The sequence below is a fragment of the Xenophilus arseniciresistens genome (genome assembly GCF_028023875.1).
GTDB lineage: Bacteria > Pseudomonadota > Gammaproteobacteria > Burkholderiales > Burkholderiaceae_C > Xenophilus > Xenophilus arseniciresistens.
The window spans coordinates 132,308-158,059 of the sequence record NZ_JAQIPB010000003.1; the positions used below are offsets into that span (position 1 = coordinate 132,308).

A 25,752-nucleotide genomic window follows, 5' to 3' on the forward strand; every position below is an offset into this window, starting at 1 on the left:
ATCGCAAAGGCATCGGGTGCGTGACAGGCATGGATGGGCGAGCTTTGATTGAATATGAACGAAAACCGTTCTCATTATCAAATATCTCGCCCGTGCCGGCGAGTGGCGCGTGGCCGGTTGTTGGCGCCACGCGCCAGGCGCGGCACCGCGCCGCGCCTGCCCTACCCCAGCATCAGCCAGTGGTTGTCCACCCGCAGTCCGCCGATGGCGGGATGGTCGCCCGGCAGGGGCAGCCGCGCCGCCGCATCGCGCCCGCCGGCCCACAGCAGGGCGCCCTTGCGGTCGGCGGCCAGGGGGCAGGCCTCGGCCAAGGGCGCGAATCCCTCCCATTGGCCATCGGCCCGCCACAGCGCCACGCCGTCGGCGCGCGGGCAACTGACGGCGAAGCGGCCGCCCGCGAAGGCGATGTCGCCGCCGTAGCCGTTCAGGGTGTGGGCAGCGCCGTGGGCCGTGAGCTGCCGGCCGTCGAAGCGGGCCAGCAGGGGTGCGGCGCGCCGGGCCGCCGCATCCTCGTGCTCGGCCTGCAGCGCGATGCCCAGCACGCGCGCGCCCTGCGCGTCGGCGCCCCAGGCGATGTGGCGCAGGCTCAGGCGCGAGTCGGCCAGCCGCCATTGGCCCAGCAGCTGGCCGCTTCGCGTGTCCAGCCGCACCAGCGACGCGTCCATGCGGTGCAGCTCGACCTTGAGCCGCCCGGTCTCGGGCAAGGTGGGGATGCCGCCGTTGGCCACCAACAGCGAGCCATCGGCATCGAGCAGCAGCTCGTGCGGGTCCGCGCCATGGGTGCGCCATTCGCCCACCTTTTCCAGGCTGGCCGCGTCGCGCACGCCGATCAGGCCTTCGGCCGTCTCCAGGTCGGTTTCGGTGGTGTAGAGCTGCTTGCCGTCGGCACTGGCGATCACATGGCCATTGAAGGCGCGGCCACCGTCCATCCAGCTCCAGGCCAGGGCCTTGCCGTCGCTCATGCGCAGGCGCAGCAGCCAGTCGCCGGGCCGGCGTGCAACGGCCAGCAGCGTGCCGCCGGGCTCGGCCCACACGCCATGGGCGCGCGTGGGCACGCTCAGCGCGCAGGCGCGCGCCAGCGGGCCCGCAGGTTTTTGCTGCTGCAGCACGCCGACCTGGTAACCCCCGGCTTCGGATTCCCAGGCCGCGGCAAAGCGCAGCGGCTCACTGCCATCGGCTTGCGCAAGCACCGGCCGCGCGGCCGCGGCCAGGCCCAGCGCCGCCACCTGCGCCAGCCAGCGACGGCGACTGCTGCTCGCCACCATGGCGCCGGGCTCAGTCACCATCGCCATCCGAGAAACCGATGGTCACATCGAGCACGGGGGCGATCTCGGCCTCGATGAGCTTCTTGACCGCACCCAGCGCCTCCACGGCCGGTGCCAGCGTGGCCGGCTGATCGGGCCGCGCGGCACCCATGGCCTTGTCGGCCTGCGCCAGCGCGCCTTGCAGTCGCGTGGCCAGTTCGCCCTTGCCGCGCGCCTGCAGCGCCGCAGCCACCGGATCGCCCAGGCTGCGCTGGGCCTCCCAGTTGGCGGCCCAGGTGGCACCGGTGTGGCCGCTGGCGGCGCGCGTGAAGGCCGGGGCCTTTTTCTGGCTGCTGCTTTCGGCGGCCTTCAAAGGCTTGTCGATCTGCGTCCAGCGCAGGCGTTCCACGCCGCCCAGCCACTGGTTGACCAGCTCCTGCATGCCCAGGAAGGTGGCGCGCTTTTCCTGCGCCCAGTCGGTGCGCGCCTGCGTGGCAAAGCCTTCGGCGATCACGCCGGCCTCGCGCGCCAGCTCGCGCGCCACCTGCTGCGTGTAGCGGCAGGCCGGGCTCTGCGGTGCGGGCTTGCCGCTCCACAGCAGCCATTCCAGCGCCGGGATGCCCTTGGCCGGGGTGCCGATGCGCTCCATCGCCTCGGGGCCGCTGGGCGCGCTCTGGATCGCGCGCTCGATGGTGGCAGGGCGCGTGGGGTTGAAGTCCAGCGCCGTGAGCGCGCGCCGCTTGACCAGCGGCCCCACGGCCACGCCGGCCAGGCGGTCCCATGCGGCCGTGGTGCTGCGCCATTGCGCCTGCGCCGCCGCCAGGCCGGTGGCGCCCTGCGCGGCGGGGCCGTCGCACAACGCATCCACGGCGCTCGCCAGCCGCGTGGCCTGCTGGGCAAAGGCGGCTGAGCGCGGCACGAACTGCTGCCCATAGGCCTGCTGCAGCAGCGCCACGGTGTCGGGCTGCGGCACCGGGGGCTCGGAAGGCTGCGCGCCGGCGGGCCCGGCCAGCAACACGGCAGCGCTCAGCACCAGGCCGCGCACGAAATCAGAAGTGGGCAGCATCGAAGGCGCCTCCTCTTGTTCACAGGGAATTGATGAAGCGCACCAGGGCATCGCGCTCGCTGGCCGACATGCGCTGCACGGCCTCGCGGCTTTCGCGCGCCTCGCCGTCATGCCAGAGGATGGCCTCGAGCACGCCGCGCGCGCGGCCGTCATGCAGCAGGCGCTGGTGGCCGTTCACGTCCTCGATCAGGCCGATGCCCCACAGCGGCGGCGTGCGCCACTGGCGGCCGCCGGCCTCGAAGTCGGGGCGGCCATCGGCCAGGCCCTCGCCCATGTCGTGCAGCAGCAAGTCGGTGTAGGGGTGGATGCGCTGGCCCAGCAAGGCCTTGCTGGTCACGCGCTCGGTCAGCGGCGGGAACAGCGCCTGCGCCGTGGTGTACGAGGGCCGGTGGCAGGCCGCGCATTGGGCCTGGGCAAAGAGCTTCTGGCCCTGCAGCACCTGCGCGCCCTGCGCATCGCGGCGCGCGGGCGGCGCCAGGGTGGATTGGTAGAAGGTGACCTGCGACAGCGTCTGGTCGTCGATCTCCACGCCCTGCCCTGCATGGCCCGCAGGCGCGGCCAGGCAGTCCTTCTGCCGCGCCGAGCAGTTCTGCTGCGGGAACAGGCGCGAGGTGATGCCGATGTCGCCCTGGAAGGCCGCCGCCGTCTGGTGCTCGATGGTGGCCACATTGGCCTTCCAGCCGAAGCGGCCGATCATCATCTGCTGCGAGGGCTGGTCCCACACGCGGTTCACGCGGCCCTTCACGGGCCCGGGCGTGGCCGCCTGCACCTGGGCGTTGCGCAGGATCTCCTCTTCGGGGATCAGCTCCAGCAGCCCCATGCCGATGACCTGCGGCGCGATGCGCGGGCTGATCATCAGGCCCGGCGCCGTGCGGCCGTAGTTGAGCTTGCCCAGCTTGTAGGCGGGCTTTTGCAGCTCGTAGGGCGTGCCATCGGCGAAGCTGCCGCGCACGGTGCTGTGGCGGATCTCGATCACGCCTTCGGGCTGCACGCCGCGCACGGCGAAGTTCTGGAACTGGTCGCCATAGACCGGATCGGCCTTGGGGCCGCCATGCGCACCCGCGCCGGGAACCGAGAGGCGCAGCAGCAAAGCCACGGGCGGGTCCGACAAGCCCTTGCTGAAATCCGGCGGCGCGCCACGCCCGTCCTGCACATGGCAGCCGCCGCAGGAACGCGCGATGAAATGCGGCCCCAGTCCGTCGCGCGCCTGGGTGGAGGCCGGCGCCTGCACCCAGTTGCGGCGGAAGAAGGAATTGCCGATCACGAAGCGCGTGCGCTCGGCGTCGCTGAGGTTGGCGGCCGGAAAGGAAAAAGCGTTGCGCCCCGTGGCATGCACGGTGGTGGCGCCGCCGACCAGGCTGTCGTCGGCTTCGGCGGTGGCGAGCGCCTGTGGCATGGCGGCCAGCAGCACCACCGCGATGGCTGCGGCCCCCATGGTGCAGGCCTTGGCTGCGCGGTCCATAGAGAAAAGGAGAAAAAAGACAGGAGGGCGGGCTCTTATTCGGGATTGACCAAGGTCAGGCGCGTGATGCCGATGGCGCCCGCGGCCTCCACCAGGTCCTTGCTCTGCTGCGTGAGGCTGTCGATGGTCTTTTGCACGCGCTGGCGGCCCGGCGCATCGGCGCCGCCGGTGATCTCGCGGTCGAACGGTGCCTGGATGGCCTCGGCCGCCGCCACCGACGCGGCGATCTGCGCGGTGGTGCGTTCGGCCAGTGCACCGTTCTTCGCGGCCACCAGCTCACGCAGCGACGGGCCCTGCAGGGTGCTGCCGTCGCGCCGCACGTAGCGGCCGGTCCAGACGTTCTGGATGCCCTTGGCGTTGGTCACGGCATCGCGGTGCGTGTTGTCGGAAAAGCAGGAATGCTCGTCTTCCTGGTCCTGGCTGGCCAGCGCCACCTCCAGCCGCTCGCCGGCCAGCTCGCCGCGCGAGAGCGACCCCAGGCCCACGAAGATGCGACGCAGCGATTCGGTGCCGCCACGCTCGAAGCGGGCGCGGTAGTTGCCCTTGTGCGCGGGCGCCCAGGCCTTGGTCAGCGAACGCAGGTCGTCGACCAGCAGCTCGGTGGTGACCAGCAGGTACTGGCGCCTCCGGTCGGCATTGGGCTTCTTGCCATCCACGAAGTCTTCGAAACTGCGGTTGCCCGGCCCGGTCTCGCTCAAGTCCTGGCCCCAGAGCATGAACTCGATGGCGTGCCAGCCGGTCGCGATGTTCTCTTCGCCGTCGCGCTCGTTGAGCGCCGCCAGGTTCTTTTTGGTGATGGCCACCTTGCGGTCGTTGACCAGGCCTGCCGTTTCGCTGCCCACCACGGAGTCCACATAGGACTCGTCCATGGGCCAGGCATTGATGCGCCCTTCGGGGCCGTTGTCGTCGTCGATGGGGCCGCCGTAGAAGCGGAAGGCCTCCGTCTGGCCATAGGACTCGCGCGCCGCCAGCCAGGCCTTGCGCGCGGCTTCCAGGCCGGCCTGCGAAGGCGCGGCCGCAAAAGCCTTGACGGCGCCTTGCAGTTCCAGCGCGCCGGCCAGCGTGTCGTCATAGCCGGCCTGCACCAGCACCGCGTAGTGCTGCACCACGCGGGCCGGCGTCGCGGCCGCAGGCACGGTCTGGGCCTGTGCCGGCGCCGCCAGCAGCGCAAACGGCGCAGCCACGCCAAAGGAAAGTGCTGCGCAGGCAGCGGCCAGGGCCAGTTTTTTCATGGGGGAGGGATGGTGGCGTCGAGGCAGGAAGCCGGCCCGCGCATGCCTTTGACCGCAGTCAGGGCCGCTGCCAGGGCTGGTGCTGGGCTCACATTCTAGTTGCGAGTCATTCTCAGCATTTGCATTCCGGCGATCGGCCCTTGCGGCACACTCGGGCATGCCTGCGCCGCCCCCCGAGACGCCACTCCCGCCCGAAGCCATCGCGCGCGAGCACATCACCGGCCTGGTGCTGGCCGGCGGCGAGGGGCGCCGCATGGGCGGCGTGGACAAGGGCCTCCAGCTGCACCGCGGCCGGCCTCTGGCGCTGCATGCGCTCAGGCGGCTGCAGCCGCAGGTGGGGCCGGCCCTGCTCAGCGCCAACCGGCACCTGGCGGCCTACGAGGCGATGGGCGTGCCGGTCTGGCCCGATGTGATCGACGGCCATGCGGGCCCGCTCGCGGGTCTGCTGACGGGGCTGACGCACGCGCGCACGGCCTGGCTGGTCACCGTGCCTTGCGACACGCCGAACTTCCCGCAGGACCTGGTGCCGCGACTGGCCGCGGCAGCCCTGCAGCAGGGCGCCGACATCGCCATGGCCGCCACGCGCGAAGGCGCGCAGCCCGTGTTCTGCCTGCTGCGCACTGGCTTGATCGGCAGCCTGCGGGCCTTCCTGCAATCCGGCGAGCGCAAATTCGGCGCCTGGACTGCCAGGCATGCCTGCGTGCAGGTGCTCTTTGACGACGCGCAGGCCTTCTTCAATGCCAACACGACCGAAGAGCTGGCGCAGTTGCAGCAGCAACCGCCGCCCGCCGCCGTCGGGTGAGCAGGCACTTAGACTATCCGCCCCGCTCCCGCTCCCCACCCCACACCGCAGGCTCCGTCATGCGCATCGCCACCTGGAACGTCAACTCCCTCACCGCCCGCCTGCAGCATGTGCTGGACTGGCTGATCGCCAACCCGGTGGACGTGCTGTGCCTGCAGGAGCTGAAGATGAGCGACGACAAGTTCCCGCTCGAGGTGCTGCAGTCGGCCGGCTACCACGCCGCCGTGTTCGGCCAGAAAACCTATAACGGCGTGGCCATCCTGAGCCTGGCGCCGGTGCGCGACGTGCTGCGCAACATCACGGGGTTTGAAGACGCGCATTCGCGCGTGATCGCCGCGACGCTGGACACGCCCGCGGGCGAGCTGCGCGTGATCAACGGCTACTTCGTCAACGGCCAGGAGCCCGGCAGCGAAAAGTTCGCCTACAAGATGCGCTGGCTGGACAGCCTCAGGCAGATGGTGCGCGACGAACTGGCCGCGCACGAGCGGCTGGTTCTGCTGGGCGACTTCAACATCACGCCCGAAGACCGCGACAGCTACGACCCCGAGGGCCTGCGCGAGACCATCCACCACACGACCGAGGAACGCCAGCATTTCCAGGCCCTGATCGACCTGGGCCTGGTCGACGGCTTTCGCCTGTTCGAGCAGCCCGAGAAGAGCTTCTCGTGGTGGGACTACCGCATGCTGGGCTACCAGAAGAACCGCGGCCTGCGCATCGACCACATCCTGCTGAGCCAGGCCCTGGTGCCAGCGGCGCGCGGCTGCATCATCGACCGCGTGCCGCGCAAATGGGAAAAGCCCAGCGACCACGCGCCTGTGGTGGTCGATCTGGCACTCTGAGGCAAAGGGAGGTCATCATGGCTGCGCCTACATTCGGACTGCATGACAACCAGCGTGCTGGCGCCGACATGCGAAAGGCGCGCCGGCTCGCTTCGCTCTTGTGCGCGGTGAGCCTGAGCCTGGCGGGCTGCTCGCTGCTGCCCAAGGCCGATGACGCGGCCAGCACGCCTGACGGCACGCCCGCGCAGGCCGACGGCAAGCCCGGTGACGGCGCAGCGCCGCACGATGTGCCCACCGTGCGGCTGATCACCGCGCAAACGCCCACGGTGCGCGCCTGGCGCAAACAGGGCGCCCAGCACATCTACAAGCGCTACGCGAGCAAGATCTACAAGGGCAAGATCCCGCCGCTGGTCTATGCCGTGGTGGTGGTTGAGACCGACCTGGATGCCGCAGGCCGCGTGGTGCAGGTCAGCTTCAGCCGCACGCCCGGCCATGCGCCCGAAGTGCCGCCGCAGATCGCCGAGATGATCAAGGCGGCGTCGCCCTTCCCTGCGCCGGGTCGCCTGGGTGCCCACACCTATGTGGACACCTGGCTGTGGGACAAGAGCGGCAAGTTCCAGCTGGACACGCTCACGCAGGGCCAGCGCAGCCGCTAGGAACAGCTTCTACGCGTCGTCCAGGCCCAGCTCCGAAATCTTGCGCGTGATGGTGTTGCGGCCGATGCCCAGCTTCTGCGCGGCCTCGATGCGGCGCCCGCGCGTGAAGCCCAGGGCCGTGCGGATCAGTTGCGACTCGACGCGCTGCGTGAGCACGTCCCAGACGTCGTGCCGGCCCGCCATCAAAAGCGCCTGGGCTTCGGCCTGCAGGCCCTGCTCCCAGGCCGCGGCCGCTGCGGGCACGGCCGCGCCCTCGGTCGCCGGGGCCAGGCCCGCGGGCATGGGCGCCCCCTCGGCCGGCGAGGCTTCGTCGGCCAGCGGCGCCGCCACCGCGGCTGCGCCGGGCTGAACCAGGGGCGGTGCTGCCACCGGCGCCACGGCCGCCAGCGCAGCGGCTGGTGTGCTCTCTGCATCCAGCACTTCGGGCGGCAGGTCCTTGGCCTCGATGAGCTGGGCCGGCGCCATCACCGTGAGCCAGTGGCAGATGTTCTCGAGCTGCCGCACGTTGCCCGGGAAGTTGAAGCCCGCCAGCCGCGCCAGCGCCGATTCGGAAATGCGCTTGGGTTCCACGCCCAGTTGCTTGGCGCTTTGCTGCAGGAAGTGGCGGGCCAGCGAAGGCACGTCCTCCTTGCGCTCGCGCAGGGCCGGCAGGCGCAGCCGGATCACGTTCAGGCGGTGGAAGAGGTCCTCGCGGAAGCCCCCCTGCTTGACGCGCTGCTCCAGGTCCTGGTGGGTCGCGGCGATCACGCGCACGTTGGCCTTGACGGCGTTGTGGCCGCCCACGCGGTAGAAGTGCCCGTCCGACAGCACGCGCAGCAGGCGCGTCTGCAGGTCGAAGGGCATGTCGCCGATTTCATCGAGAAAGAGCGTGCCGCCCTCGGCCTGCTCGAAGCGGCCGCGGCGCATGGTCTGCGCGCCCGTGAAGGCGCCGCGCTCATGGCCGAAAAGCTCGGACTCCAGCAGGTCCTTCGGGATCGCCGCCGTGTTGATGGCCACGAAGGGCCCGTTGGCGCGCGGCGAGTGCTTGTGCAGCGCACGCGCCACCAGTTCCTTGCCCGAGCCGGATTCGCCCGTGATCAGCACCGTCACGTTGCTCTGCGAGAGCCGGCCGATGGCGCGGAACACGTCCTGCATCGCGGGGGCCTGGCCCAGCATTTCCGGCGCGGCCTGCATGCGCTCTTCCGACACCTCCTCGCGCTGGCTCTCGTCCACCGCGCGGCGGATCAGCTCCACGGCACGCGGCAGGTCGAAGGGCTTGGGCAGGTATTCGAAGGCGCCGCCCTGGAAGGCCGACACGGCACTGTCCAGGTCCGAGAAGGCGGTCATGATGATGACCGGCAGGCCCGGATGCTTGGCCTTGATTTTGTCCAGCAGGTCCAGGCCCGAGCCGCCGGGCATCCGGATGTCGCTCACCAGGACCTGCGGGCCCTGCATCTCGTCGTCATTGGCTGCTTCCAGCGCAGCCAGGACTTCGCGCGTGTTGGTGAAGCTGCGCGTGGGCAGGTCTTCGCGCAGCAGCGCTTTCTCGAGCACGAAGCGTATCGATTGGTCGTCATCTACTATCCAGATCGGCTTCATGCGGGTCCTTGAGTTCCTTGTGCTAGGGCAGCGGCAACGTGATCTTGAAATTGGTCCGGCCTGGCTCGCTGTCGCACTCGATCACCCCATGGTGCTGCTGCACGAAAGTCTGCGCCAGCGTGAGCCCCAGCCCCGTACCGCCCTCCCGTCCCGACACCAGCGGGTAGAAGAGTCGGTCCTGGATGGCCTCGGGCACGCCCGGTCCGTTGTCGATGACATGCAATTCCAATGCCAGTCGCCACCATTGCTTGTTCAGGATGACGTGGCGGACCACCCGCGTGCGGAAGATGATCTTCGCATCGCCCTCAAGGCGGCGCTCGGCCAGCGCCAGCGCCGCGTTGTGCGCGATGTTGAGCGTGGCCTGGATCAGCTGCTCGCGGTCTCCGCGGAACTCGGGGATCGAGGGGTCGAAATCGCGCTCGATCTCCAGTCCGTTCGGGAACTCGGCCATCAGCACGGCCCGCACGCGTTCGCAGACTTCGTGGATGTTCACGTCGCCCACCACATGCGGGCGCCGGTGCGGCGCCAGCAGGCGATCGACCAGCGTCTGCAGGCGGTCGGCCTCGTGGATGATGACCTGCGTGTACTCGATCAGGTCGCGTGACTCGACCTCCATCTGCAACAGCTGCGCCGCGCCGCGAATGCCGCCCAGCGGGTTCTTGATCTCATGGGCCAGGTTGCGGATCAGTTCCTTGTTGGCCTGCGCCTGATCCAGCAGGCGCTCCTCGCGGTCCTGGCGGGCCTGCTGCTCCTGCGGCGTCATCTCGAGCACCAGCTCGCCGCGCGTGTCGGTCTGGGCCAGCGTCACCTGCACGGGCAGCGGCTCGGTGCTGCTGCTGCGCCGCAGGAAGGCTTCATAGCGCAAGGTGGCGAAGTCGTTGGCGCGCGCGCCCTGGATCGCATTCAGCAGCACCGAGGCATCGACGAAGCAGCTTGAGAAGGCCGCACCGGCCAGCGTGCGGCGCGAATGGCCCAGCGCATCCTCGAGTGCCGAATTCGCGAAGATCAGCGTCCCGTCCTCGCGGATGATGGCGATCAGCGTGGCCAGAAGGTCGAAGGACTGGAAGCGCCGCGCCGCCGCCACCAGCCCCTTGCCAAAGGCCATCAGCGTTGCGGCAGACGAGAGATCTCGCGCTGCAGGCCGGCAATGTCGCTTTCGTTGCGGGCGATCTGCGCTTTCATGTCAGCCACCCGGTCCAGGTACTTCTGGTAGTTCTTGGCCTCGCCGCCCTGCTTCTCGGGCTCGCCGTTGTTGTACTCGCGCTGCAGCTCGGCCTGGCGCGCCTGCGCCTTCTGCAGTTCGGCCTCCAGCACGGCACGCGCGTCGGAATCGCGCTGGCGCTGCTCGGCGCTTTCCACGCGCGGACTGCCTGCGGGTGCGCGGGCCGCGCCGCTGCCGCCGGAGGCACTCGCCGAGGCGGCGGACCGCGCAGCGGCACTGGCGCCCTGGACCACGGTCACGTTGCCGCCTTCCATGAGCTTGCAATTGCGGCGCTGGGCATCGGCCGCGTTGTTGGTGTATTCGTTGCCGCAGCGCCAGACACGCTCCTGTGCCTGGGCCGGCATGCCCGCCAGCATCGACGCCGAAACTGCAGCCGCGAGCGCCGAGAAAGTAAGGATCTTCATGGTCCTGGCCTATGGAGAAGGAAAAGCATTTTCTTGCACTTCGACGACCCGTCGGTGAACGCGGTTCCCGGAAAAAAGCAAAAGGACGGCGCAAGCCGTCCTTTTTTGTGGGAGCCGGCTTCGCAGGCGATGCCGGTCCGCCCGCCTTACAGCGAGTAGTACATGTCGAATTCGACCGGGTGCGGAGCCATGCGGAAGCGCGTGACTTCCTGCATCTTCAGGTCGATGTAGGCATCGATGAAGGCATCGGTGAACACGCCGCCCTTGGTCAGGAACGAGCGGCCCTTGTCCAGGTATTCCAGCGCCTGGTCGAGGCTGTGGCAGACGGTGGGCACCAGCGCGTCTTCTTCCGGCGGCAGGTGGTACAGGTCCTTCGTGGCGGCTTCGCCCGGGTGGATCTTGTTCTCGATGCCGTCCAGGCCGGCCATCAGCAGGGCCGAGAAGCACAGGTAGGGGTTGGCCAGCGGATCGGGGAAGCGCGCTTCGATGCGGCGGGCCTTGGGGTTGGCCACGAAGGGGATGCGGATCGAGGCCGAGCGGTTCTTGGCCGAGTAGGCCAGCTTCACCGGGGCTTCGAAGCCGGGGACCAGGCGCTTGTAGCTGTTGGTGCCGGGGTTGGTGATGGCGTTCAGGGCACGGGCGTGCTTGATGATGCCGCCGATGTAGTACAGGGCGGTATCGCTCAGGCCGGCGTAGCCATCGCCGGCGAACAGGTTCTTGCCGTCCTTCCAGATCGACTGGTGCACGTGCATGCCCGAGCCGTTGTCGCCCTGCAGGGGCTTGGGCATGAAGGTGGCCGTCTTGCCGTAGGCGTGGCAGACGTTCCAGATCACGTACTTGAGCTTCTGGGTCCAGTCGGCGCGCTCGACCAGCGTGCTGAACTTGGTACCGATTTCGTTCTGGCCGGCGCCCGCCACTTCGTGGTGGAACACTTCGACCGGGATGCCCAGCGATTCGAGCACCAGCGAGATTTCGGCGCGGATGTCCTGGCTGCTGTCGACCGGGGGCACGGGGAAGTAGCCGCCCTTGACGGTGGGACGGTGGCCGCTGTTGCCGCTTTCGTACTTCTTGCCGGTGTTCCAGGGAGCTTCATCGACGTCGATCTTGACGAAGCTGCCCGACATGTCGGCTTGCCAGCGCACGTCGTCGAAGATGAAGAATTCGGGTTCGGGACCGAAGAAGGCGGTATCGCCCAAGCCCGAGGACTTCAGGTAGGCCTCAGCCTTCTTGGCGATGGAGCGGGGATCGCGGTCGTAGGGCTTGCCATCGGCCGGCTCCAGCACGTCGCAGGTCAGGTTCAGCGTGGTCTCTTCAAAGAAGGGATCGATCACGGCCGTGTTCGGATCGGGCATCAGCAGCATGTCCGAAGCCTCGATGCCCTTCCAGCCAGCGATGGACGAACCGTCGAAAGCGTGGCCCGACTGGAACTTGTCTTCGTCGAAGTGCGAGACCGGCACCGTGACGTGCTGCTCCTTGCCACGGGTGTCGGTGAATCGGAAGTCGACGAACTTGACCTCGTTTTCCTTGACGAGTTTCAGCACATCGGCGACGGTCTTGGCCATCAGGATCTCCTGGTTTGGATGGGTGGTTTAAGCAGTTTGCGCGGGAGGGAATGCAGTTTCTGTGCCATCGGCGCCCGCCGCTCCCGCTGCAGGCTGTGCAGGGTACACGATGCGCGCGACCCGGATAAGCTCACCAAAAGCGTGCGCCACCCGTCATCGCACCAATTCAGGGCCAGTGGATGCACCGAATTCGTGCAGTCCTGTTTTGAGCTGCATGTAGGCGGCCTCCAGGCGTGAAGGCTCGCCCTTGACGCCCAGCTCGATGTGGCGCCCGTATTCTGGGTGGTCCACGCTGGGCAGGCTGAACACCTTGACGCCCGGATGGGCCCGCTCCACCGCCTCCATCAGGGGCGTGAGGCTGGCCTCCATTGCACCGAAAACGATCACGGAGCGCTCCTGCGTGACCACCGGCCGCAGTTGATCGGCATAGACCTTGTCCAGCACCCATTCGGCCATGGGCCAGGCCATGACCGGGAAGCCTGGCAGGAAATGGACATGGCCCAGGCTGAAGCCCGGGATCTTGTTGTACGGGTTCGGGATCAGCGTCGCGCCCTCGGGGAACACGCCCATGTTGAGCCGGTGCTGGTTGTCGGCGCGCTCAGGCTCGTAGGGCCGGCCTTCCTCGCGCGCCACGTCCTGCATGCGCTCGCGGATCAGGCGTGCCGCCTCGGGGTGCAGGGCCAGCGGCCGGCCCAGGGCAGCGGCGGCGCACTGGCGCGTGTGGTCATCAGGCGTGGCACCGATGCCGCCGGTGGAAAAGACCACATCGCCGCCCTCGAAGGCGCGCCGCAAGGTGGCGGTGATGCGTACCGGGTCGTCGCCCACGTATTCGGCCCAGGCCAGGGGCAGGCCGCGCGCGGCCAGCAGTTCGATGAAGCGGGGCAGGTGCTTGTCGGCACGCTTGCCCGAGAGGATTTCGTCGCCGACGATGATGAGGCCGAAGTTCATGGGGCAGCAGGCGGGATGGGTGCGTTGGAATCGCCGGACGGCAGCGCGGCTGCGGGGGGCGGCGGCTCGCCATTGAGGCTGAGCGCCACGCGCGCGGCGCGCAGCTGGGCCAGCGCATCCAGCGCATAGTGGGCGAACCACAGCGCCGAGAAGGCGAAGACCACGGTGTAGATCCAGATGGCCAGCGGCACCAGCACGAAGAAGGCGGCCGCGAACAGCAGGCCCGAGGCCCAGACGATGCTGGGCGCCGCCCCGAGGTAGCCGCACAGCACGCCGATGGCCAGCAGTTGCAGCCGGTGCTCGCGCATCAGCGTCTGGCGCTCCTCGGCGCTCGCATGCTCGGCCAGCGCGTCGAAGGCCATGACCTTGAAGGTGAGCCAGCCCCAGATCAGCGGCGGCAGCACCAGCACCAGCGGCGGGATCAGCCACAGCGGCATGGACACCAGCAGCGCCAGCACGGCCAGCGCCGTGAGCCCCAGCGAGCGCGCCACGCTGAACACGAAGCTGGCGCCCTTCTTGAGTTCCAGGCTCGTGAAACGGCGCGAGGCCACCAGGCGGGTCAGGGCCGGGGCCATGAAGGCCGCCACCACCACCAGCGACGCCAGCACCACCAGGGGCGTGAGCGCCAGCACCACCACCAGCGGCGCCAGCATGTCGCGCACGTCGGCCGAGAACAGGCCCTGCAGCCAGGCCCAGAAGCCGGCCAGCAGCGGCCAGCCGTTGAGCGCCTCGTGCGTCCAGGCCACGGCCGGTTCCCAGTAGAAGTAGCCCAGCCCCAGGCCCAGCGCCACCATCAGCGCCAGCGGCAGCAGCGACAACAGGATCACGCGCGGCATCAGGCAATAGGCCGCCGCGCGCCAGAAGGAATCGAGGAAGAGTTTCATGGCTGGGCGAGCATAGCCGGCCCGTGCGCAGCCCCGCCGGCCAAAGGCTCTTCAGCCGCGGCCCGCCAGGCGGCACAGGCCCAGCCACTGCTGGGCCCAGAAGCCGCGGCCGTAGTCGCGCAAACGGCCGTGCGCATCGGGCTCCACCTGGTCACGGATGCCGGTGTCGGGGTAGCGGCTGCTGAAGTCGGCACTGCGAAAAAGCATGTCCCACCACGGCAGAAGCACGCCGAAGTTGCAGCCGCCCAGGGCACGGGTGGTGGATGGCGGCTGCGCCGTCAAAGGCTCGGGCCGCTCATGCCCGATGCCGATGGCATGGTGCGTGCGGTGGAAGGCCGGGCTGATCCACAGCCGCTCGCCCCAGCGGCCGAAGGACAGGCGCAGGTTGGCGTGCTGCAGGCTTTCGGACAGTTGCGTGAAGGCGACCACGGCGATGAACTGGCCCGGCGCAACACCGATCAGCTGCGCCACCACGACGATGATCGCGTCGTGCAGCAGGTCGTCCAGCAGGTGGTTGCGGTTGTCGCTCCACATGGTCATCTGCCGCTGCGAATGATGCAGCGCATGCAGGCTCCACCACCACTGCCAGCGGTGCTGGCCGCGGTGGATCAGGTACTCCACGAAGTCCAGCACCACCAGGTAGATCAGCAGCGAGACCCACGCGATGTCGGTGACGCCGGGCCAAAGCTGGTCTAGGTGAAGCGTGCCCCAGCCCGCGCCGCGCAGCGCGCCCAGCACGTCGTCGAAGAGCGGATCGACCCCGAAGAACAGGACCAGCCTGAACAGGCCCAGCCGGTGGATCAGCGTGTAGAGGATGTCGGTGCGGATGGCCTGGCGGTCATGCACCGGCTCCACCGGCCGCCAGCGCTGCAGCGGCGCAAAGACGGCGAGCATCACCGCGATCTGCAGGAGCCCGACCAGCAGCCAGCCCGTGGCGTCGAAGGCGTCCTCCGTCCAGCCGCCCAGGCCGGCGGCGTACACCAGCGGCTGCACCACGGCCTCGAACAGGGTCTGCTGCAGCCAGCCGAAGGCGTCTGCCAGGTGGTCAAGCATGGACAAATTCAGGGATGCGCGGCGATCCAGGCGCGGTAGTCCGGATGCTCGCGCAGCGTGCGAAAGCAAAAGCCCTGGGCCTTCAGGCCCACGAGCAGCGGCTCCAGAACGGCGGGCGCCCACGGGTCCTTGCGCGACCAGATGCCCAGGTGGGCCAGCAGGATGTCGCCGGGCTGGATCTTCTCCAGCGCCTGCGCCAGCAGCTTGTCGTTGGGGTACTTCTCGCTGGGCAGCTCGTCGCCGAGGAAGCCCGCGGGCGACCAGCCCACATGGCGGTAGCCACAGGCCTGGGCCGCCTGCTCCAGCTTCGGCGAGGTCTTGCCGCCCGGCGCGCGCCACAACGGCAGCGGCTTGACGCCCGTGATGTGGGCCAGCCGGTCGCTGGCCTGCTGGATGCTCTCGCAGTACTGCGCCGCGCTCCAGGTGAAGGTGCGGCCCGCAAAGGCGCCTGCCGAGGGGCGGATGCGAAAGCGCGGCTCCACCGTGCGCTCGTCGCCCATCCAGTAGGCATGGCTGTGCGTGTGCGAGGCGAAGGCATGGCCTTCGGCCGCCCTCGCCTTCCACCACGGCGCCCAGTGGTTGTCCAGGCTGTCGCCGTCGGTCAGCGTCTTCTCGGCGGCGCCGAAGAAGGTCACGCGGACCTGCTGGCGCTTGAGCACGTCGGCCACCAGCGGGGCCACGCCCATGTGGCCGGTGTCGAAGGTCAGGTACAGCGGCTTATCGCAGCTGGCGGGCGCTGCGGGAATGGGCTGTGCCGCCGCAACCCCGGCCACCAGGGCCAGCCCGGCCAGCGCAAGGCGTTCAGCGCCTGGCATGGTCCAGCGTCCAGACGCCGTGCGGCGAACGGCCCACGGGCACGCTGCGGCTGAGCTTGCCACTGGCCAGATCGATCACGCTGAGTTTGCGCGCCCAGCGCGAGGTCACATACAACGTCTTGCCATCGGCCGACACGTCCATGCAGTCCGGCCCGCCAGGCACGGCGTAGGTGGCGCTGACCTTGAGGCTGGCCAGGTCGATGCGGCTGATGGTGTTGGCCACGCGGTTGCTCACGAAGACGGACTTGCCGTCGCCCGCCGAGCGGAAGGCGTGCGCGCCCTTTCCGGTGACGATGCGGCTGGTCTCGCGCGGCGTGGGGCCGGAGACGTCGAAGACCTGCACGGCGTCGCTGCCCGTCAGGCCCACGAGCAGGGTCTTGTCGCCCGGCAGGCCGAACACGTCGGCCGGCATCGCGCCCGTGGCCACGCGCCAGCGGATGCGCTGCGTGGCCAGGTCGACGGCGATCAGCTCGTCGCTGTCCTGCATGCTCACGTAGGCGACGGTGCTGCGGCTGTCGATCCAGATGTGGCTGGGCGTCTTGCCGGTGGGGATGCGCTGGGCCAGCTGCAGGTCCTTGCCGTTCCAGCGGTACACATCCACGTGGTTGAGCCGGTTCGCCGCCGTGACGAACCACTTCATGTCGGGCGAGAAGCGCAGGTGATAGGGGTCGATGATGTCGTACACCGTGCGCTGCAGCGCGCCCGTGCGCGGGTCGAAAAAGCTCAGCGAATCACCGGCCGAATTGGCCACGATCACCGATTTCTCGTCGGGCGTGAGGTACAGGTGATGGGGCTCCTTGCCCACGGCCACGCGCTGGCGCTCGCTCCAGCTCAGCGGGTCGATGAGGCTCACGGTGGCGTCCAGCGAATTGAGCACGAAGATCGGCGGCGCGGCCCCCGCCCCGGCCGGCTGCGCCAGCGCAGGCAGCGCGCTCAGGCCCGTCAGCAGGGCACAACAGGCCGTGAGGGCAAGACGGAATGACCGCAGCAGGCGGGCACGGACAGGGGCAAAAACGGAGGGCAAGGTGCGCATTCCTCAACAGCGGTGCGCAGCATAACGGCCCAGTGTGCGTTCCGGCTGACCAGGCGCAGCGGCTGACGCCTGCGCCCCACACATGTCTTCAGCGAGGCCGCTGGCGCAGCGCCTCCACCTCGTCGGGCGTCAGCCAGCGCCACTGGCCCGGGGCCAGGTCCTCGGGCAGCACCAGATCGCCGACGCGCGAGCGATGCAGGCCCTCCACGCGGTTGCCCACGGCGGCCACCATGCGCTTGACCTGGTGGTACTTGCCTTCGGTGATCGTCAGGCGCAGATGCAGCTCAGCCACGCGCTCGGCGGCCGCGGCGCGCACGGGCGCCGGATCGTCGTCCAGCACCACGCCCGCGCAGAGCTTGCGGATCTGCTCGTCGCTCACCGGGTGCTTGGCCTGCACTTCGTAGACCTTGGGCACATGGTGCTTGGGAGACGCCATGCGATGGATGAACTGCCCGTCGTCGGACAGCAGCAGCAGGCCCGTGGTGTCCTGGTCGAGCCGGCCGATGGTCTGTACGCCCGACAGCGCCGTGCGCGCCGGGCGCTGGCGCAGCGGCGCAGGCAGCAGCGTGTAGATGCTGGGCCAGGCCGAGGGCTTGTGCGAACACTCGGTGCCCGCGGGTTTGTTCAGCAGCACATAGGCCAGCGCGTGGTAGCGCCAGGCCTGGCCCTGCACCTCGAAGGGCAGGTCTTCCACCGCTTCCACCTGCTGGGTGGCATCGCGAACCGGCACGCCGTCCACCTTCACCCACCCCTGCTGGACCAGCCCCGCGCACACGCGGCGCGTGCCAAACCCCTGGCTGTAGAGCAACTCCTGCAACTGCATCAATGACGACGACATCGACTTCCTGGTTCCTTCTTTTCTTCTTCAAGCAATGAGCAATCCTTTTCGGCGCAGCTGGCGCAGCGCGGGCTGCAATTGCTCCTGCGCCAGCACCTCCTGCAGGGCTGCGTCGGTCACGGCCTGATCGTCCTTCATGAAGCGCAGGCGCCCGGCGCGCACTTCGGCCAGCACATGCGCGCTCAACTGCTGCGCGTCATGGGCGCCGTCGAGCAGCGGCAGCAGCGTGCGTTCGAGCGCCGTGAGCGCCACCAGCTCATGCCACTGGTTGCAGACCGAGGCCTCGGCCCCGTCGGCCAGGTCCAGGCCGGGCGCCTGGCGCACCAGGTGCGAAACCAGCGGCGCGGACGACACGTCCGGCGCCACCAGCAAGGGCTGGCAGCGCACGCGCACCGCGCCCAGGATCAGCAGCTCCTCGAGCATGGCCATCACCGGATCGTGAACGCTGGCCTGCGGCTCGCCCACGCGCGCCGACACGGCGGCCACCAGGGTGTCCACATCCACGGTGGCCGGATAGCGCTGCTCCAGTTCCATCGCCACCGCCTTGTGCACCGGCAGGCGCAGCGTCAGCGAATGGTTGCGCAGGCCGACGCAGGGCTGCTCCTGCGCGTCCAGCGTGATGGGCGAGCCGTCCGGTGCCGCAAACATGCCCGCGTAGTGCAGCGCGCGCAGCCGCGTGCGCTCCAGCCGGTAGCGGATCTGCGGCTGGCGCGCCTGGTGCACCAGCAGGCTCTGGCGGAAGGTGCGGTTGACGAGGAAGTCCAGGTACTGCTCTAGCATGACCTGGCTGCCGCCGCATTCGCGCAGCAGCGGCTCGCGCACCTTCTCGCCGTAGTTCTGCACGAACATGGTGGAAGGCTCGGCATCGCAGAGGTAGGCCAGTTCGTGCTCGCCCGCACGCGCGACGAACTCCTTGAAATAACAGGGCGCGTTGCACGGCTCCAGGAACTCGTGCAGCAGGTACGAATTGCTGGCGCTGCGCACGATGGGCATGGCCTCGTCCAGCGTCTTCTTGAGCACGCTGTCGGGCCTGGCCGACTGCTCCAGAAACTCCAGCATGCCCCGCGCATACGCGAGCTTTTCCTCGGGCGTGTCGCGCGGGCCGCCGCGCAGCATCATGGCATCGCGCACGATCTCGCGCGCCTTCCAGCCCGGGTAGACGTTGTAGCTCACGTAGGCCACGCCCTCGGGCGCCAGGTTCTGCCGGCACACGCGCAGGATCGCGGCCTGCACCTCGGGCGGCACCCAGCTGTAGACACCATGGCACAGGATGTAGTCGAACTGGCCCAGCGAGGCGTCGATGTCGGTGATGCTCAGCGTGCGCAACTGCGCATTGGGCACATGCACGCGCGCCAGCAGCGCCTGGCCATCCTGGATCTGCAGCGCCGACAGGTCCACGCCCAGCATCTGCGCCTGCGGATGGCGCGCAGCCATGGGGACGAGATTGCCGCCGGAAGCGCAGCCCAGCTCCAGCACGCGGGCGCGCGCAGGCACTGCGGCCTCCAGCGCGAACAGCGCGGCCAGCACCTCCAGATGCTCGATGTCCGTCTGGGGAAAGGGGTGCGAGACATAGGGCACCGCGTCGTAGTACCTGCCGATCTGTTCGGACTCGCTGGAAGGCATCGCTGACATGGTTCTCCTCTCGGGACGGGGCGCCAGAGACGACCTGGCGGCGGGCGCTCGCGCATTGGAGCACAGGGCTAAGCACGCACAAGGGCGCGCCTGGCCGGCCATCCACCGGCTCGCGGGTGGGCGTCATTCAAGGGCCATTGATGGACGAGCGGGCATGGCCCATGGCAGCAGCCAAAGAAAAAGCCCCTGCAGATGACTGCAAGGGCTTGGATCTGGCGGAGTGGACGGGACTCGAACCCGCGACCCCCGGCGTGACAGGCCGGTATTCTAACCAACTGAACTACCACTCCGCGGTGGTGCTGCTTTCGCGCCTGCATGCCGAGCGATGCAAGCGCCAAGTGCCACAGAACTTGGCGACCCTACGGGGATTCGAACCCCGGTACTCACCGTGAAAGGGTGATGTCCTAGGCCTCTAGACGATAGGGTCAGGCCTTTGGAATGCGCGTCACGATCAACGCAGCATTCCGGCAATAAAAAGCCCTTTCGGATTTCTCCAAAAGGGCTCCTGTTTGGCGGAGTGGACGGGACTCGAACCCGCGACCCCCGGCGTGACAGGCCGGTATTCTAACCAACTGAACTACCACTCCTGGTAGGTAGCTTCGGCGCCTTTCGGCAACCCAAGCGCTACTGACTTGGCGACCCTACGGGGATTCGAACCCCGGTACTCACCGTGAAAGGGTGATGTCCTAGGCCTCTAGACGATAGGGTCAAAACCTAAGAACCGCGTCGCGATCAACGCTTTCTTCTCGACAACGATTGGATGAATGGTGGAGGTAAACGGGATCGAACCGATGACCTCTTGCATGCCATGCAAGCGCTCTCCCAGCTGAGCTATACCCCCACGAAATCTTTTCAGATTCTGCTTTTCGTCTGCTTCCGCCGGGCTTTCGCTTCGGCTTTGTTTTCGAAAAGCTTCGTTGCTGTCGAGCCTCGCAGTATATAGCGATTTTCAGTGCTCACGCAATCTTTTCAAGATTTTTTCTCGGTCGAACAGCGCGAGCACGGCATCGACTGACGGCGTCTGCGGCGTGCCCATCACGAGCACGCGCACAGGCATGGCCAGCTGCGGCATCTTGAGGCCGTGAGCGGCGAGCGTTTCCTTGATCGCAGCTGCGATGGCGGCCTTGTCCCAGGACACCTGCGCAAGCTTGTCGGCCAGCGTGGCAATCGCAGGCTGGATGGCCTCGGTCAGGTGCTGCACGCGGTCCTCGTCCTTGATCTGCACATCGGCGTAGAAGGGTCGCACCCACTGCGCAAGGGCCACGGTGGTGTCGCAGCGGTCCTTGAACAGCGCGCACAGGGCCGGCAGGCGCTCGTCGGCGGCGATGCCTTCCTTGGCCAGTTGCGCGGCCACCAGCGGTGCCAGCGCCTCATCAGCCATGGCCTTGATGTGCTGGGCATTGACCCAGCGCAACTTGGCCTCGTCGAACTGCGCCGCGCTGCGGCCCAGGTGGTCGAGGTCGAACCATTGCAGGAACTGCTCGCGGCTGAAGATCTCGTCGTCGCCGTGGCTCCAGCCCAGGCGCGCCAGGTAGTTGACCATGGCGTCAGGCAGATAGCCCTCGTCGCGGTACTGCGTGACGGGCTTGGCACCGTTGCGCTTGCTCATCTTCTCGCCTTGCTCGTTGAGCACGGTGGGCAGGTGGGCGTACACGGGCGGCTCCTTGCCCAGGGCCTTGAAGATGTTGATCTGGCGCGGCGTGTTGTTGACGTGGTCGTCACCGCGGATCACATGCGTGATCGCCATGTCGATGTCGTCCACCACCACGCAGAAGTTGTAGGTGGGCGTGCCGTCGGGGCGCGCGATCACCAGGTCGTCGAGCTCGTCGTTGCTGATCTCGATGCGGCCCTTGACCTTGTCGTCCCAGGCCACCACGCCGCCTTGCGGGTTCCTGAAGCGCAGCACGGGCTGCACGCCTTCGGGCACGGGCGGCAGCACCTTGCCCGGCTCGGGCCGCCAGGTGCCGTCATAGCGCGGCTTTTCCTTGTTGGCCATCTGGCGCTCGCGCAGGGCGTCGAGCTCGGCCACGCTCATGTAGCAGGGGTAGACCTGGCCGGCCGCCTGCAGCTCGGCCAGCACCGCCTTGTAGCGGTCCATGCGCTGCATTTGGTAGAACGGGCCCTCGTCATGGTTCAGGCCCAGCCAGGCCATGCCTTCGATGATCACGTCCACGGCCGCCTGCGTGGAGCGCTCGAGATCGGTGTCTTCGATGCGCAGGATGAAGTCGCCGCCCGTGGCCCGGGCGAAGGCCCAGGGGTACAGGGCCGAGCGGATGTTGCCCAGATGGATGAAGCCGGTGGGCGAAGGGGCGAAGCGGGTTCGGGTCTTGCTCATTGTTCTTTTACGGAGTTCAGGCAGGCAGGGTGTGCAGGCCGCGCAGCAGGTCGTCCTGGATGTCCTCGATGTGCTCCAGGCCCACCGCCAGGCGGATCACGCCCTGGCAGATGCCGGCGGCCTGGCGCTGCTCTTCCGTGAGGCGGCCATGCGAGGTGGTGGCCGGGTGGCTGATGATGGTCTTGGTGTCGCCGAGGTTGGTGGCGATGGACAGCACGCGGCAGCTGTTGATCACGTGGAAGGCCTTGGCGCGCGCTGCCTCGGGCGTGTCGCCGGCCAACTCGAAGCTCAGCACGCCGCCACCCAGGCCGCTTTGCTGGCGCATGGCCAGCTCATGCTGCGGATGTGAGGGCAGGCCCGGGTAGTACACGCGCGCCACTTCGCTCTGCGCTTCCAGCCAGCGGCCGATGGCCAGCGCGTTCTCGCACTGCGCCTTCACACGCACGCCCAGCGTTTCCATGCCCTTGAGGACCACCCAGGCATTGAAAGGCGACAGCACCATGCCGGCCGTGCGCACCACGGGCGCGAACTTCTCGGTGATCAGTTGGCGGCTGCCGCACAGCGCACCGGCCATCACGCGGCCCTGGCCGTCCAGGTACTTGGTGCCCGAGTGCATGACGATGTCTGCACCCAGTTGCGTGGGCTTTTGCAGGATGGGCGTGGCGAAGGCGTTGTCCACCGCCAGCAGCGCGCCGGCCGCGTGGGCGATCTCGGCCAGCGCCGCGATGTCGCACACCTCGGTCAGCGGATTGGTGGGCGTCTCGGCGAACAACAGGCGGGTGTTGGGACGCACGGCCGCGCGCCACTCGTCTACATCGGTCTGCGAAACGAAGTCGGTCTGCACGCCGAACTTGCCGAACTCCTTGGCGAACAGGCTCAAGGTGGAGCCGAACATGGAGCGCGACAGGATCACATGGTCGCCGGCCTTGAGCAGGCCCATGATCATCATGAGGATGGCGCCCATGCCGCTGGCCGCGGCGATGGCGGCTTCGGTACCCTCCAGCGCCGCCAGCCGCTGCTCGAAGCTGGTGACGGTGGGATTGGAGGTGCGCGCATAGGTGTAGCCCTCGCCCGAGGCGAAGCGCGCGGCCGAGGTGGCCGCGTCGGGCTGCACGAAGCCGGTCGTCAGGTAAAGGGCCTCGGAGTTCTCGCCGTACTGGCTGCGCTCGATGGCCGTGCGCACCGCCAGCGTCTCGGGCCGCAGGCCTTCGGGCAGGGACTTGTCTGTCATGGCCATCCTTGCTGCAGAAAAAGAAGTCGGATCAGCTGGCGTTGGGCAGCACCAGGCGCGAGGAATCCTCTTCGGTTTCCTCGATGCGCGGGCGGTTGCCGTTCATGCGCTGGATGGCCTCGGTGTCGATGTCGCCCGTGACATACACGCCGTCGAAGCACGAGGCCTCGAAGCCCGCCAGCGGCACGCTGCCGCCCTGTGCGGGCGCGGCCTTGCGCACGGCGCGCTTCATTGCGTCGACGTCCTGGTAGATCAGCGCATCGCAGCCGATCAGCTGGCGGATCTCTTCGATGCTGCGGCCATGCGCCACCAGTTCGTCCTTGGTCGGCATGTCGATGCCGTAGACGTTGGGGAAGCGCACCGGCGGCGCCGCGCTGGCCATGTAGACCTTGCGCGCACCCGCGTCGCGGGCCATCTGCACGATCTCGCGGCTGGTGGTGCCGCGCACGATGGAGTCGTCGACCAGCAGCACGTTGCGGCCCTTGAACTCGCTGGCGATCACGTTGAGCTTCTGGCGCACCGACTTCTTGCGCACGCCCTGCCCCGGCATGATGAAGGTGCGGCCCACGTAGCGGTTCTTCACGAAGCCTTCGCGGTACGGAATGCCCAGCAGGTGCGCCAGCTGCGTGGCGCTCGGGCGGCTCGACTCGGGAATCGGCACGATCACGTCGATCTCGTTGGGCGGCACGGTGGAGATCACGCGCTGCGCCAGCGTCTCGCCCAGGTTCAGGCGCGCCTGGTAGACCGAGATGCCGTCGATGGTCGAATCGGGGCGGGCCAGGTAGACGAACTCGAAGATGCACGGGTCCAGCACGGGATCGGCCGCGCACTGGCGTGCGTGCAGCTGGCCCTGCAGGTCGATGAACACGGCTTCACCGGGCGCCACGTCGCGCTCGAAGGTGAAGCCCGAGCCCTCCAGCGCCACCGACTCGCTGGCCGCCATCCAGGCGCCATCGGCCGAGCGGCCCAGGCACAGCGGGCGGATGCCGTAGGGATCGCGGAACACCAGCAGGCCATGGCCGGCGATCAGCGACACCACGGCATAGGAGCCGCGCAGGCGCCGATGCACGGCCGTCGCGGCCTTGAAGATTTCTTCCAGTTGCAGCGGCGCGCCCTGCGTGGCGCGGGCCAGTTCATGCGCCAGCACGTTGAGCAGCACCTCGGAGTCGCTCTCGGTGTTGGTGTGGCGGTGATCGGTGGAGAACAGCTCGGCGCGCAGCGCGTGCGCGTTGGTCAGGTTGCCGTTGTGCACCAGCGTGATGCCGAAGGGCGCATTGACGTAGAAGGGCTGGGCCTCTTCCTCGCTGTCGGCGTTGCCGGCCGTCGGGTAGCGCACCTGGCCCAGGCCGATGTTGCCGGGCAGCGCGCGCATGTTTCGCGTGCGGAACACGTCGCGCACCATGCCCTTGGCCTTGTGCATGAAGAACTTGCGCTCGAGCATCGTGACGATGCCGGCCGCGTCCTGTCCGCGGTGCTGCAGCAGCAGCATCGCGTCATACAGCAATTGATTGACCGGCGCGTTGCTGACGACGCCAACGATTCCACACATGGGGAGTTCCTCTTGAACTGGGACGGTACTAACGCAGGGACTGGCTAGGGCAGGTAGCTTGCCAGTTTTTGCGGCAACGCGGGCTTGATGCCCTGCAAAGCCGCATCGATCCAGGGTGCGCTCATCGACTGCTGCCACCAGGCTTCCTGCCCCAGGGCCAGCAGATGCACCACGACCGCAAAGGCCAGCAGCGCGACCAGCGCGCGGGCGGCGCCGAACAGGCCGCCCAGCGTGCGGTCCACGGGGCGCAGGCCCGCAGCGCTGACCAGCTTGCGCACCAGCGCAGCCACCAGGCCACCCGCAAAGGCGATGACGATGAACAGCAGGATGAAGGCTGCGGCATAGCGCCAGGACGCATCGGGCTCGCCGACGGGCAGCCATTGCGCCACGTCGGCCGCGAACCACTGGGCGCCCACGAAGGCCGCTATCCAGCCCAGCAGCACCAGCACTTCATAGAAAAACCCGCGCCACAGGCCGATCACCATCGAGGCTGCGATCAGCACCAGGGCGATCCAGTCGAAGAAGGCCACGGCCGCGCAGGATCAGAGTGACAGGACGGCCGCCGGCAGGGCCAGGCCCTTGATGCGTTCGGCCGCGCGCTCGGCTTCGGCGCGCGAGCCGAAGGGCCCCACGCGCACGCGCGTGCGGTCCCCATCGGCCGTCTTGGCCACCTGGGTATAGGTCTTCAGGCCCGCGCGCTCGAGCTTGCTGCGCGTCTCGCGCGCCTTGTCCGCATCGGCAAAGGCGCCCACCTGGACGATGAAGCGGCCGGCGCTTTCGGCGGCAGCGGTTGCCGCAGCAGAAGCCGCTGCAGCCCGGCCTTCCAGCAGCGCACGGGCACGGGCTCCGTCGTCGCGGGAAGCTGGTGCAGGCGCAGGCGCAGGCGCTGGTGCCGGGGCGGGCGCGGGAGCCGGAGGTGCTGGTGGTGGGGGTGGCGGCGGCGCGAGGGTGGGCGCAGGGGCCGGCGCAGGCTCGGGCGCTGGCGGCGGCGCAGGAGGTGCAGGCGGCGCGGGGCGCGGGGCCGGCGCTTCGCTTCGCACCTCGCTGCCGTCCGCGCGCTCGGTGATCATGCCGCCCGTGCTGGGCGCCTGGGCCACGCGGCTGTCGCCGTTGCCCTCGCGCGGCAGCGCCAGCGGTGGCGTGCGCTGGCGGTCCGGGATCTCGATCGGAATGTCCACGGCCACGGGCCGGGGTTGCGTGTCGAACAGCAGCGGAAAGCCCACCACGCCCATCAACACGAGCACCGCTGCGCCCAACAGCCGGTGGCGTGCGCGGCGACGCAGGGTTTCGACTGTTTCCGCCGGGGCCGTTGCAGCCGCGGCAGCCGCGCCGCGTCCGTCGCCCGCCTGGGAGCCCTTGCTGCGGAACTTGAAGAACGCCATGAAGGTGATGTCTGAGCGGATCGCGAAGGCTGAAAGCAAGCAGAT

Annotated in this window: 23 protein-coding genes and 5 tRNA genes; 3 read left to right on the forward strand and 25 right to left on the reverse strand. The window is 68.6% G+C overall.

Annotated features, from left to right (window positions below; all coding sequences use genetic code 11):
* Positions 1-161 precede the first annotated feature (161 nt).
* From PGB34_RS09265 to PGB34_RS09280, 4 genes are read right to left on the reverse strand one after another with little or no spacing between them, the layout of a single operon-like run.
* A complete protein-coding gene (locus PGB34_RS09265) occupies positions 162-1,292 on the reverse strand; it encodes a DUF1513 domain-containing protein (RefSeq protein ID WP_333909026.1) in 1,131 nt (376 codons plus the stop codon).
* Positions 1,276-2,310 (reverse strand): imelysin family protein, encoded by a 1,035-nt coding sequence (locus PGB34_RS09270; protein WP_271427802.1) that lies wholly within the window; start codon positions 2,308-2,310, stop codon positions 1,276-1,278. Before PGB34_RS09270 ends, PGB34_RS09265 begins: the two co-directional genes overlap by 17 nt.
* Positions 2,311-2,329: 19 nt before the next feature.
* Entirely contained in the window at positions 2,330-3,772 is a 1,443-nt protein-coding gene (locus PGB34_RS09275; RefSeq protein ID WP_408647857.1) for a di-heme oxidoreductase family protein, read from the reverse strand.
* A 35-nt stretch (positions 3,773-3,807) separates the two neighbouring features.
* Positions 3,808-5,004, reverse strand: a complete 1,197-nt coding sequence (locus PGB34_RS09280; RefSeq protein ID WP_271427803.1) for an imelysin family protein — start codon at positions 5,002-5,004, stop codon at positions 3,808-3,810.
* Between the two features lie 157 nt (positions 5,005-5,161).
* Between PGB34_RS09280 and mobA the strand changes: the two genes are divergently transcribed.
* Genes mobA through PGB34_RS09295 form a run of 3 tightly spaced genes read left to right on the forward strand, consistent with a single transcriptional unit; the run spans position 5,162 to position 7,241 of the window.
* Positions 5,162-5,806, forward strand: coding sequence for a molybdenum cofactor guanylyltransferase MobA (gene mobA / locus PGB34_RS09285; RefSeq protein WP_271427804.1), 645 nt, complete (start codon positions 5,162-5,164; stop codon positions 5,804-5,806).
* A 59-nt stretch (positions 5,807-5,865) separates the two neighbouring features.
* Positions 5,866-6,645, forward strand: a complete 780-nt coding sequence (xth, locus tag PGB34_RS09290) for an exodeoxyribonuclease III (protein WP_271427805.1) — start codon at positions 5,866-5,868, stop codon at positions 6,643-6,645.
* A gap of 17 nt (positions 6,646-6,662) precedes the next feature.
* Entirely contained in the window at positions 6,663-7,241 is a 579-nt protein-coding gene (locus tag PGB34_RS09295) for a YgdI/YgdR family lipoprotein (RefSeq protein WP_271427806.1), read from the forward strand.
* 9 nt (positions 7,242-7,250) lie between these two features.
* Here the strand turns inward: PGB34_RS09295 and ntrC are convergent, their stop codons facing one another.
* The 21 genes from ntrC to PGB34_RS09400 all read right to left on the reverse strand — a co-directional run bounded on the left by ntrC (position 7,251) and on the right by PGB34_RS09400 (position 25,707).
* Entirely contained in the window at positions 7,251-8,819 is a 1,569-nt protein-coding gene (gene ntrC, locus PGB34_RS09300) for a nitrogen regulation protein NR(I) (protein WP_271427807.1), read from the reverse strand.
* Between the two features lie 22 nt (positions 8,820-8,841).
* A complete protein-coding gene (glnL, locus tag PGB34_RS09305; protein ID WP_271427808.1) occupies positions 8,842-9,924 on the reverse strand; it encodes a nitrogen regulation protein NR(II) in 1,083 nt (360 codons plus the stop codon).
* Positions 9,924-10,445 carry a hypothetical protein gene (locus tag PGB34_RS09310; protein WP_271427809.1) on the reverse strand — a complete coding sequence of 174 codons (522 nt, stop codon included), beginning with the start codon at positions 10,443-10,445 and terminating at the stop codon, positions 9,924-9,926. Before PGB34_RS09310 ends, glnL begins: the two co-directional genes overlap by 1 nt.
* Positions 10,446-10,591: 146 nt before the next feature.
* Entirely contained in the window at positions 10,592-12,007 is a 1,416-nt protein-coding gene (gene glnA, locus PGB34_RS09315) for a type I glutamate--ammonia ligase (RefSeq protein ID WP_271427810.1), read from the reverse strand.
* A gap of 153 nt (positions 12,008-12,160) precedes the next feature.
* Complete coding sequence (locus tag PGB34_RS09320; protein ID WP_271427811.1) at positions 12,161-12,955, reverse strand: competence/damage-inducible protein A; 795 nt, start codon at positions 12,953-12,955, stop codon at positions 12,161-12,163.
* Complete coding sequence (locus tag PGB34_RS09325; protein WP_271427812.1) at positions 12,952-13,839, reverse strand: EI24 domain-containing protein; 888 nt, start codon at positions 13,837-13,839, stop codon at positions 12,952-12,954. Before PGB34_RS09325 ends, PGB34_RS09320 begins: the two co-directional genes overlap by 4 nt.
* A gap of 51 nt (positions 13,840-13,890) precedes the next feature.
* Entirely contained in the window at positions 13,891-14,892 is a 1,002-nt protein-coding gene (locus tag PGB34_RS09330; RefSeq protein ID WP_271427813.1) for a sterol desaturase family protein, read from the reverse strand.
* Between the two features lie 8 nt (positions 14,893-14,900).
* A complete protein-coding gene (locus tag PGB34_RS09335) occupies positions 14,901-15,707 on the reverse strand; it encodes a polysaccharide deacetylase family protein (RefSeq protein ID WP_271427814.1) in 807 nt (268 codons plus the stop codon).
* Positions 15,694-16,656: a YncE family protein gene (locus PGB34_RS09340; RefSeq protein WP_408647870.1), complete on the reverse strand. Its 963-nt coding sequence runs from the start codon at positions 16,654-16,656 to the stop codon at positions 15,694-15,696. Before PGB34_RS09340 ends, PGB34_RS09335 begins: the two co-directional genes overlap by 14 nt.
* Positions 16,657-16,828: 172 nt before the next feature.
* On the reverse strand, positions 16,829-17,563 hold the full coding sequence (locus PGB34_RS09345) for a pseudouridine synthase (RefSeq protein ID WP_271428250.1): 735 nt from the start codon (positions 17,561-17,563) through the stop codon (positions 16,829-16,831).
* A gap of 42 nt (positions 17,564-17,605) precedes the next feature.
* Positions 17,606-19,210 carry a methyltransferase regulatory domain-containing protein gene (locus tag PGB34_RS09350; protein WP_271427815.1) on the reverse strand — a complete coding sequence of 535 codons (1,605 nt, stop codon included), beginning with the start codon at positions 19,208-19,210 and terminating at the stop codon, positions 17,606-17,608.
* 213 nt (positions 19,211-19,423) lie between these two features.
* Positions 19,424-19,500 (reverse strand) — tRNA-Asp (locus PGB34_RS09355).
* A 61-nt stretch (positions 19,501-19,561) separates the two neighbouring features.
* Positions 19,562-19,637, reverse strand: a tRNA-Glu gene (locus tag PGB34_RS09360).
* A gap of 83 nt (positions 19,638-19,720) precedes the next feature.
* Positions 19,721-19,797, reverse strand: a tRNA-Asp gene (locus PGB34_RS09365).
* A gap of 46 nt (positions 19,798-19,843) precedes the next feature.
* A tRNA-Glu gene (locus PGB34_RS09370) sits at positions 19,844-19,919 on the reverse strand.
* A 56-nt stretch (positions 19,920-19,975) separates the two neighbouring features.
* Positions 19,976-20,051: transfer RNA gene (locus tag PGB34_RS09375), tRNA-Ala, on the reverse strand.
* A gap of 108 nt (positions 20,052-20,159) precedes the next feature.
* On the reverse strand, positions 20,160-21,545 hold the full coding sequence (gene gltX / locus PGB34_RS09380) for a glutamate--tRNA ligase (RefSeq protein ID WP_271427816.1): 1,386 nt from the start codon (positions 21,543-21,545) through the stop codon (positions 20,160-20,162).
* Positions 21,546-21,561: 16 nt separating this feature from the next.
* Positions 21,562-22,776, reverse strand: coding sequence for an O-succinylhomoserine sulfhydrylase (locus tag PGB34_RS09385; protein ID WP_271427817.1), 1,215 nt, complete (start codon positions 22,774-22,776; stop codon positions 21,562-21,564).
* Between the two features lie 31 nt (positions 22,777-22,807).
* Positions 22,808-24,325, reverse strand: a complete 1,518-nt coding sequence (gene purF / locus PGB34_RS09390) for an amidophosphoribosyltransferase (RefSeq protein ID WP_271427818.1) — start codon at positions 24,323-24,325, stop codon at positions 22,808-22,810.
* 44 nt (positions 24,326-24,369) lie between these two features.
* Complete coding sequence (locus PGB34_RS09395; protein WP_271427819.1) at positions 24,370-24,855, reverse strand: CvpA family protein; 486 nt, start codon at positions 24,853-24,855, stop codon at positions 24,370-24,372.
* A 12-nt stretch (positions 24,856-24,867) separates the two neighbouring features.
* Entirely contained in the window at positions 24,868-25,707 is an 840-nt protein-coding gene (locus PGB34_RS09400) for an SPOR domain-containing protein (protein ID WP_271427820.1), read from the reverse strand.
* Positions 25,708-25,752: the final 45 nt, after the last annotated feature.

Bases quoted from the DNA above. Each gene is read 5' to 3' on its own strand.
- PGB34_RS09265 (WP_333909026.1), bottom strand. From the start codon at position 1,292: ATGGCGATGGTGACTGAGCCCGGCGCCATGGTGGCGAGCAGCAGTCGC.
- PGB34_RS09270 (WP_271427802.1), bottom strand. From the start codon at position 2,310: ATGCTGCCCACTTCTGATTTCGTGCGCGGCCTGGTGCTGAGCGCTGCC.
- PGB34_RS09275 (WP_408647857.1), bottom strand. From the start codon at position 3,772: ATGGACCGCGCAGCCAAGGCCTGCACCATGGGGGCCGCAGCCATCGCG.
- PGB34_RS09280 (WP_271427803.1), bottom strand. From the start codon at position 5,004: ATGAAAAAACTGGCCCTGGCCGCTGCCTGCGCAGCACTTTCCTTTGGC.
- mobA (WP_271427804.1), top strand. From the start codon at position 5,162: ATGCCTGCGCCGCCCCCCGAGACGCCACTCCCGCCCGAAGCCATCGCG.
- xth (WP_271427805.1), top strand. From the start codon at position 5,866: ATGCGCATCGCCACCTGGAACGTCAACTCCCTCACCGCCCGCCTGCAG.
- PGB34_RS09295 (WP_271427806.1), top strand. From the start codon at position 6,663: ATGGCTGCGCCTACATTCGGACTGCATGACAACCAGCGTGCTGGCGCC.
- ntrC (WP_271427807.1), bottom strand. From the start codon at position 8,819: ATGAAGCCGATCTGGATAGTAGATGACGACCAATCGATACGCTTCGTG.
- glnL (WP_271427808.1), bottom strand. From the start codon at position 9,924: ATGGCCTTTGGCAAGGGGCTGGTGGCGGCGGCGCGGCGCTTCCAGTCC.
- PGB34_RS09310 (WP_271427809.1), bottom strand. From the start codon at position 10,445: ATGAAGATCCTTACTTTCTCGGCGCTCGCGGCTGCAGTTTCGGCGTCG.
- glnA (WP_271427810.1), bottom strand. From the start codon at position 12,007: ATGGCCAAGACCGTCGCCGATGTGCTGAAACTCGTCAAGGAAAACGAG.
- PGB34_RS09320 (WP_271427811.1), bottom strand. From the start codon at position 12,955: ATGAACTTCGGCCTCATCATCGTCGGCGACGAAATCCTCTCGGGCAAG.
- PGB34_RS09325 (WP_271427812.1), bottom strand. From the start codon at position 13,839: ATGAAACTCTTCCTCGATTCCTTCTGGCGCGCGGCGGCCTATTGCCTG.
- PGB34_RS09330 (WP_271427813.1), bottom strand. From the start codon at position 14,892: ATGCTTGACCACCTGGCAGACGCCTTCGGCTGGCTGCAGCAGACCCTG.
- PGB34_RS09335 (WP_271427814.1), bottom strand. From the start codon at position 15,707: ATGCCAGGCGCTGAACGCCTTGCGCTGGCCGGGCTGGCCCTGGTGGCC.
- PGB34_RS09345 (WP_271428250.1), bottom strand. From the start codon at position 17,563: ATGCAGTTGCAGGAGTTGCTCTACAGCCAGGGGTTTGGCACGCGCCGC.
- PGB34_RS09350 (WP_271427815.1), bottom strand. From the start codon at position 19,210: ATGTCAGCGATGCCTTCCAGCGAGTCCGAACAGATCGGCAGGTACTAC.
- gltX (WP_271427816.1), bottom strand. From the start codon at position 21,545: ATGAGCAAGACCCGAACCCGCTTCGCCCCTTCGCCCACCGGCTTCATC.
- PGB34_RS09385 (WP_271427817.1), bottom strand. From the start codon at position 22,776: ATGACAGACAAGTCCCTGCCCGAAGGCCTGCGGCCCGAGACGCTGGCG.
- purF (WP_271427818.1), bottom strand. From the start codon at position 24,325: ATGTGTGGAATCGTTGGCGTCGTCAGCAACGCGCCGGTCAATCAATTG.
- PGB34_RS09400 (WP_271427820.1), bottom strand. From the start codon at position 25,707: ATGGCGTTCTTCAAGTTCCGCAGCAAGGGCTCCCAGGCGGGCGACGGA.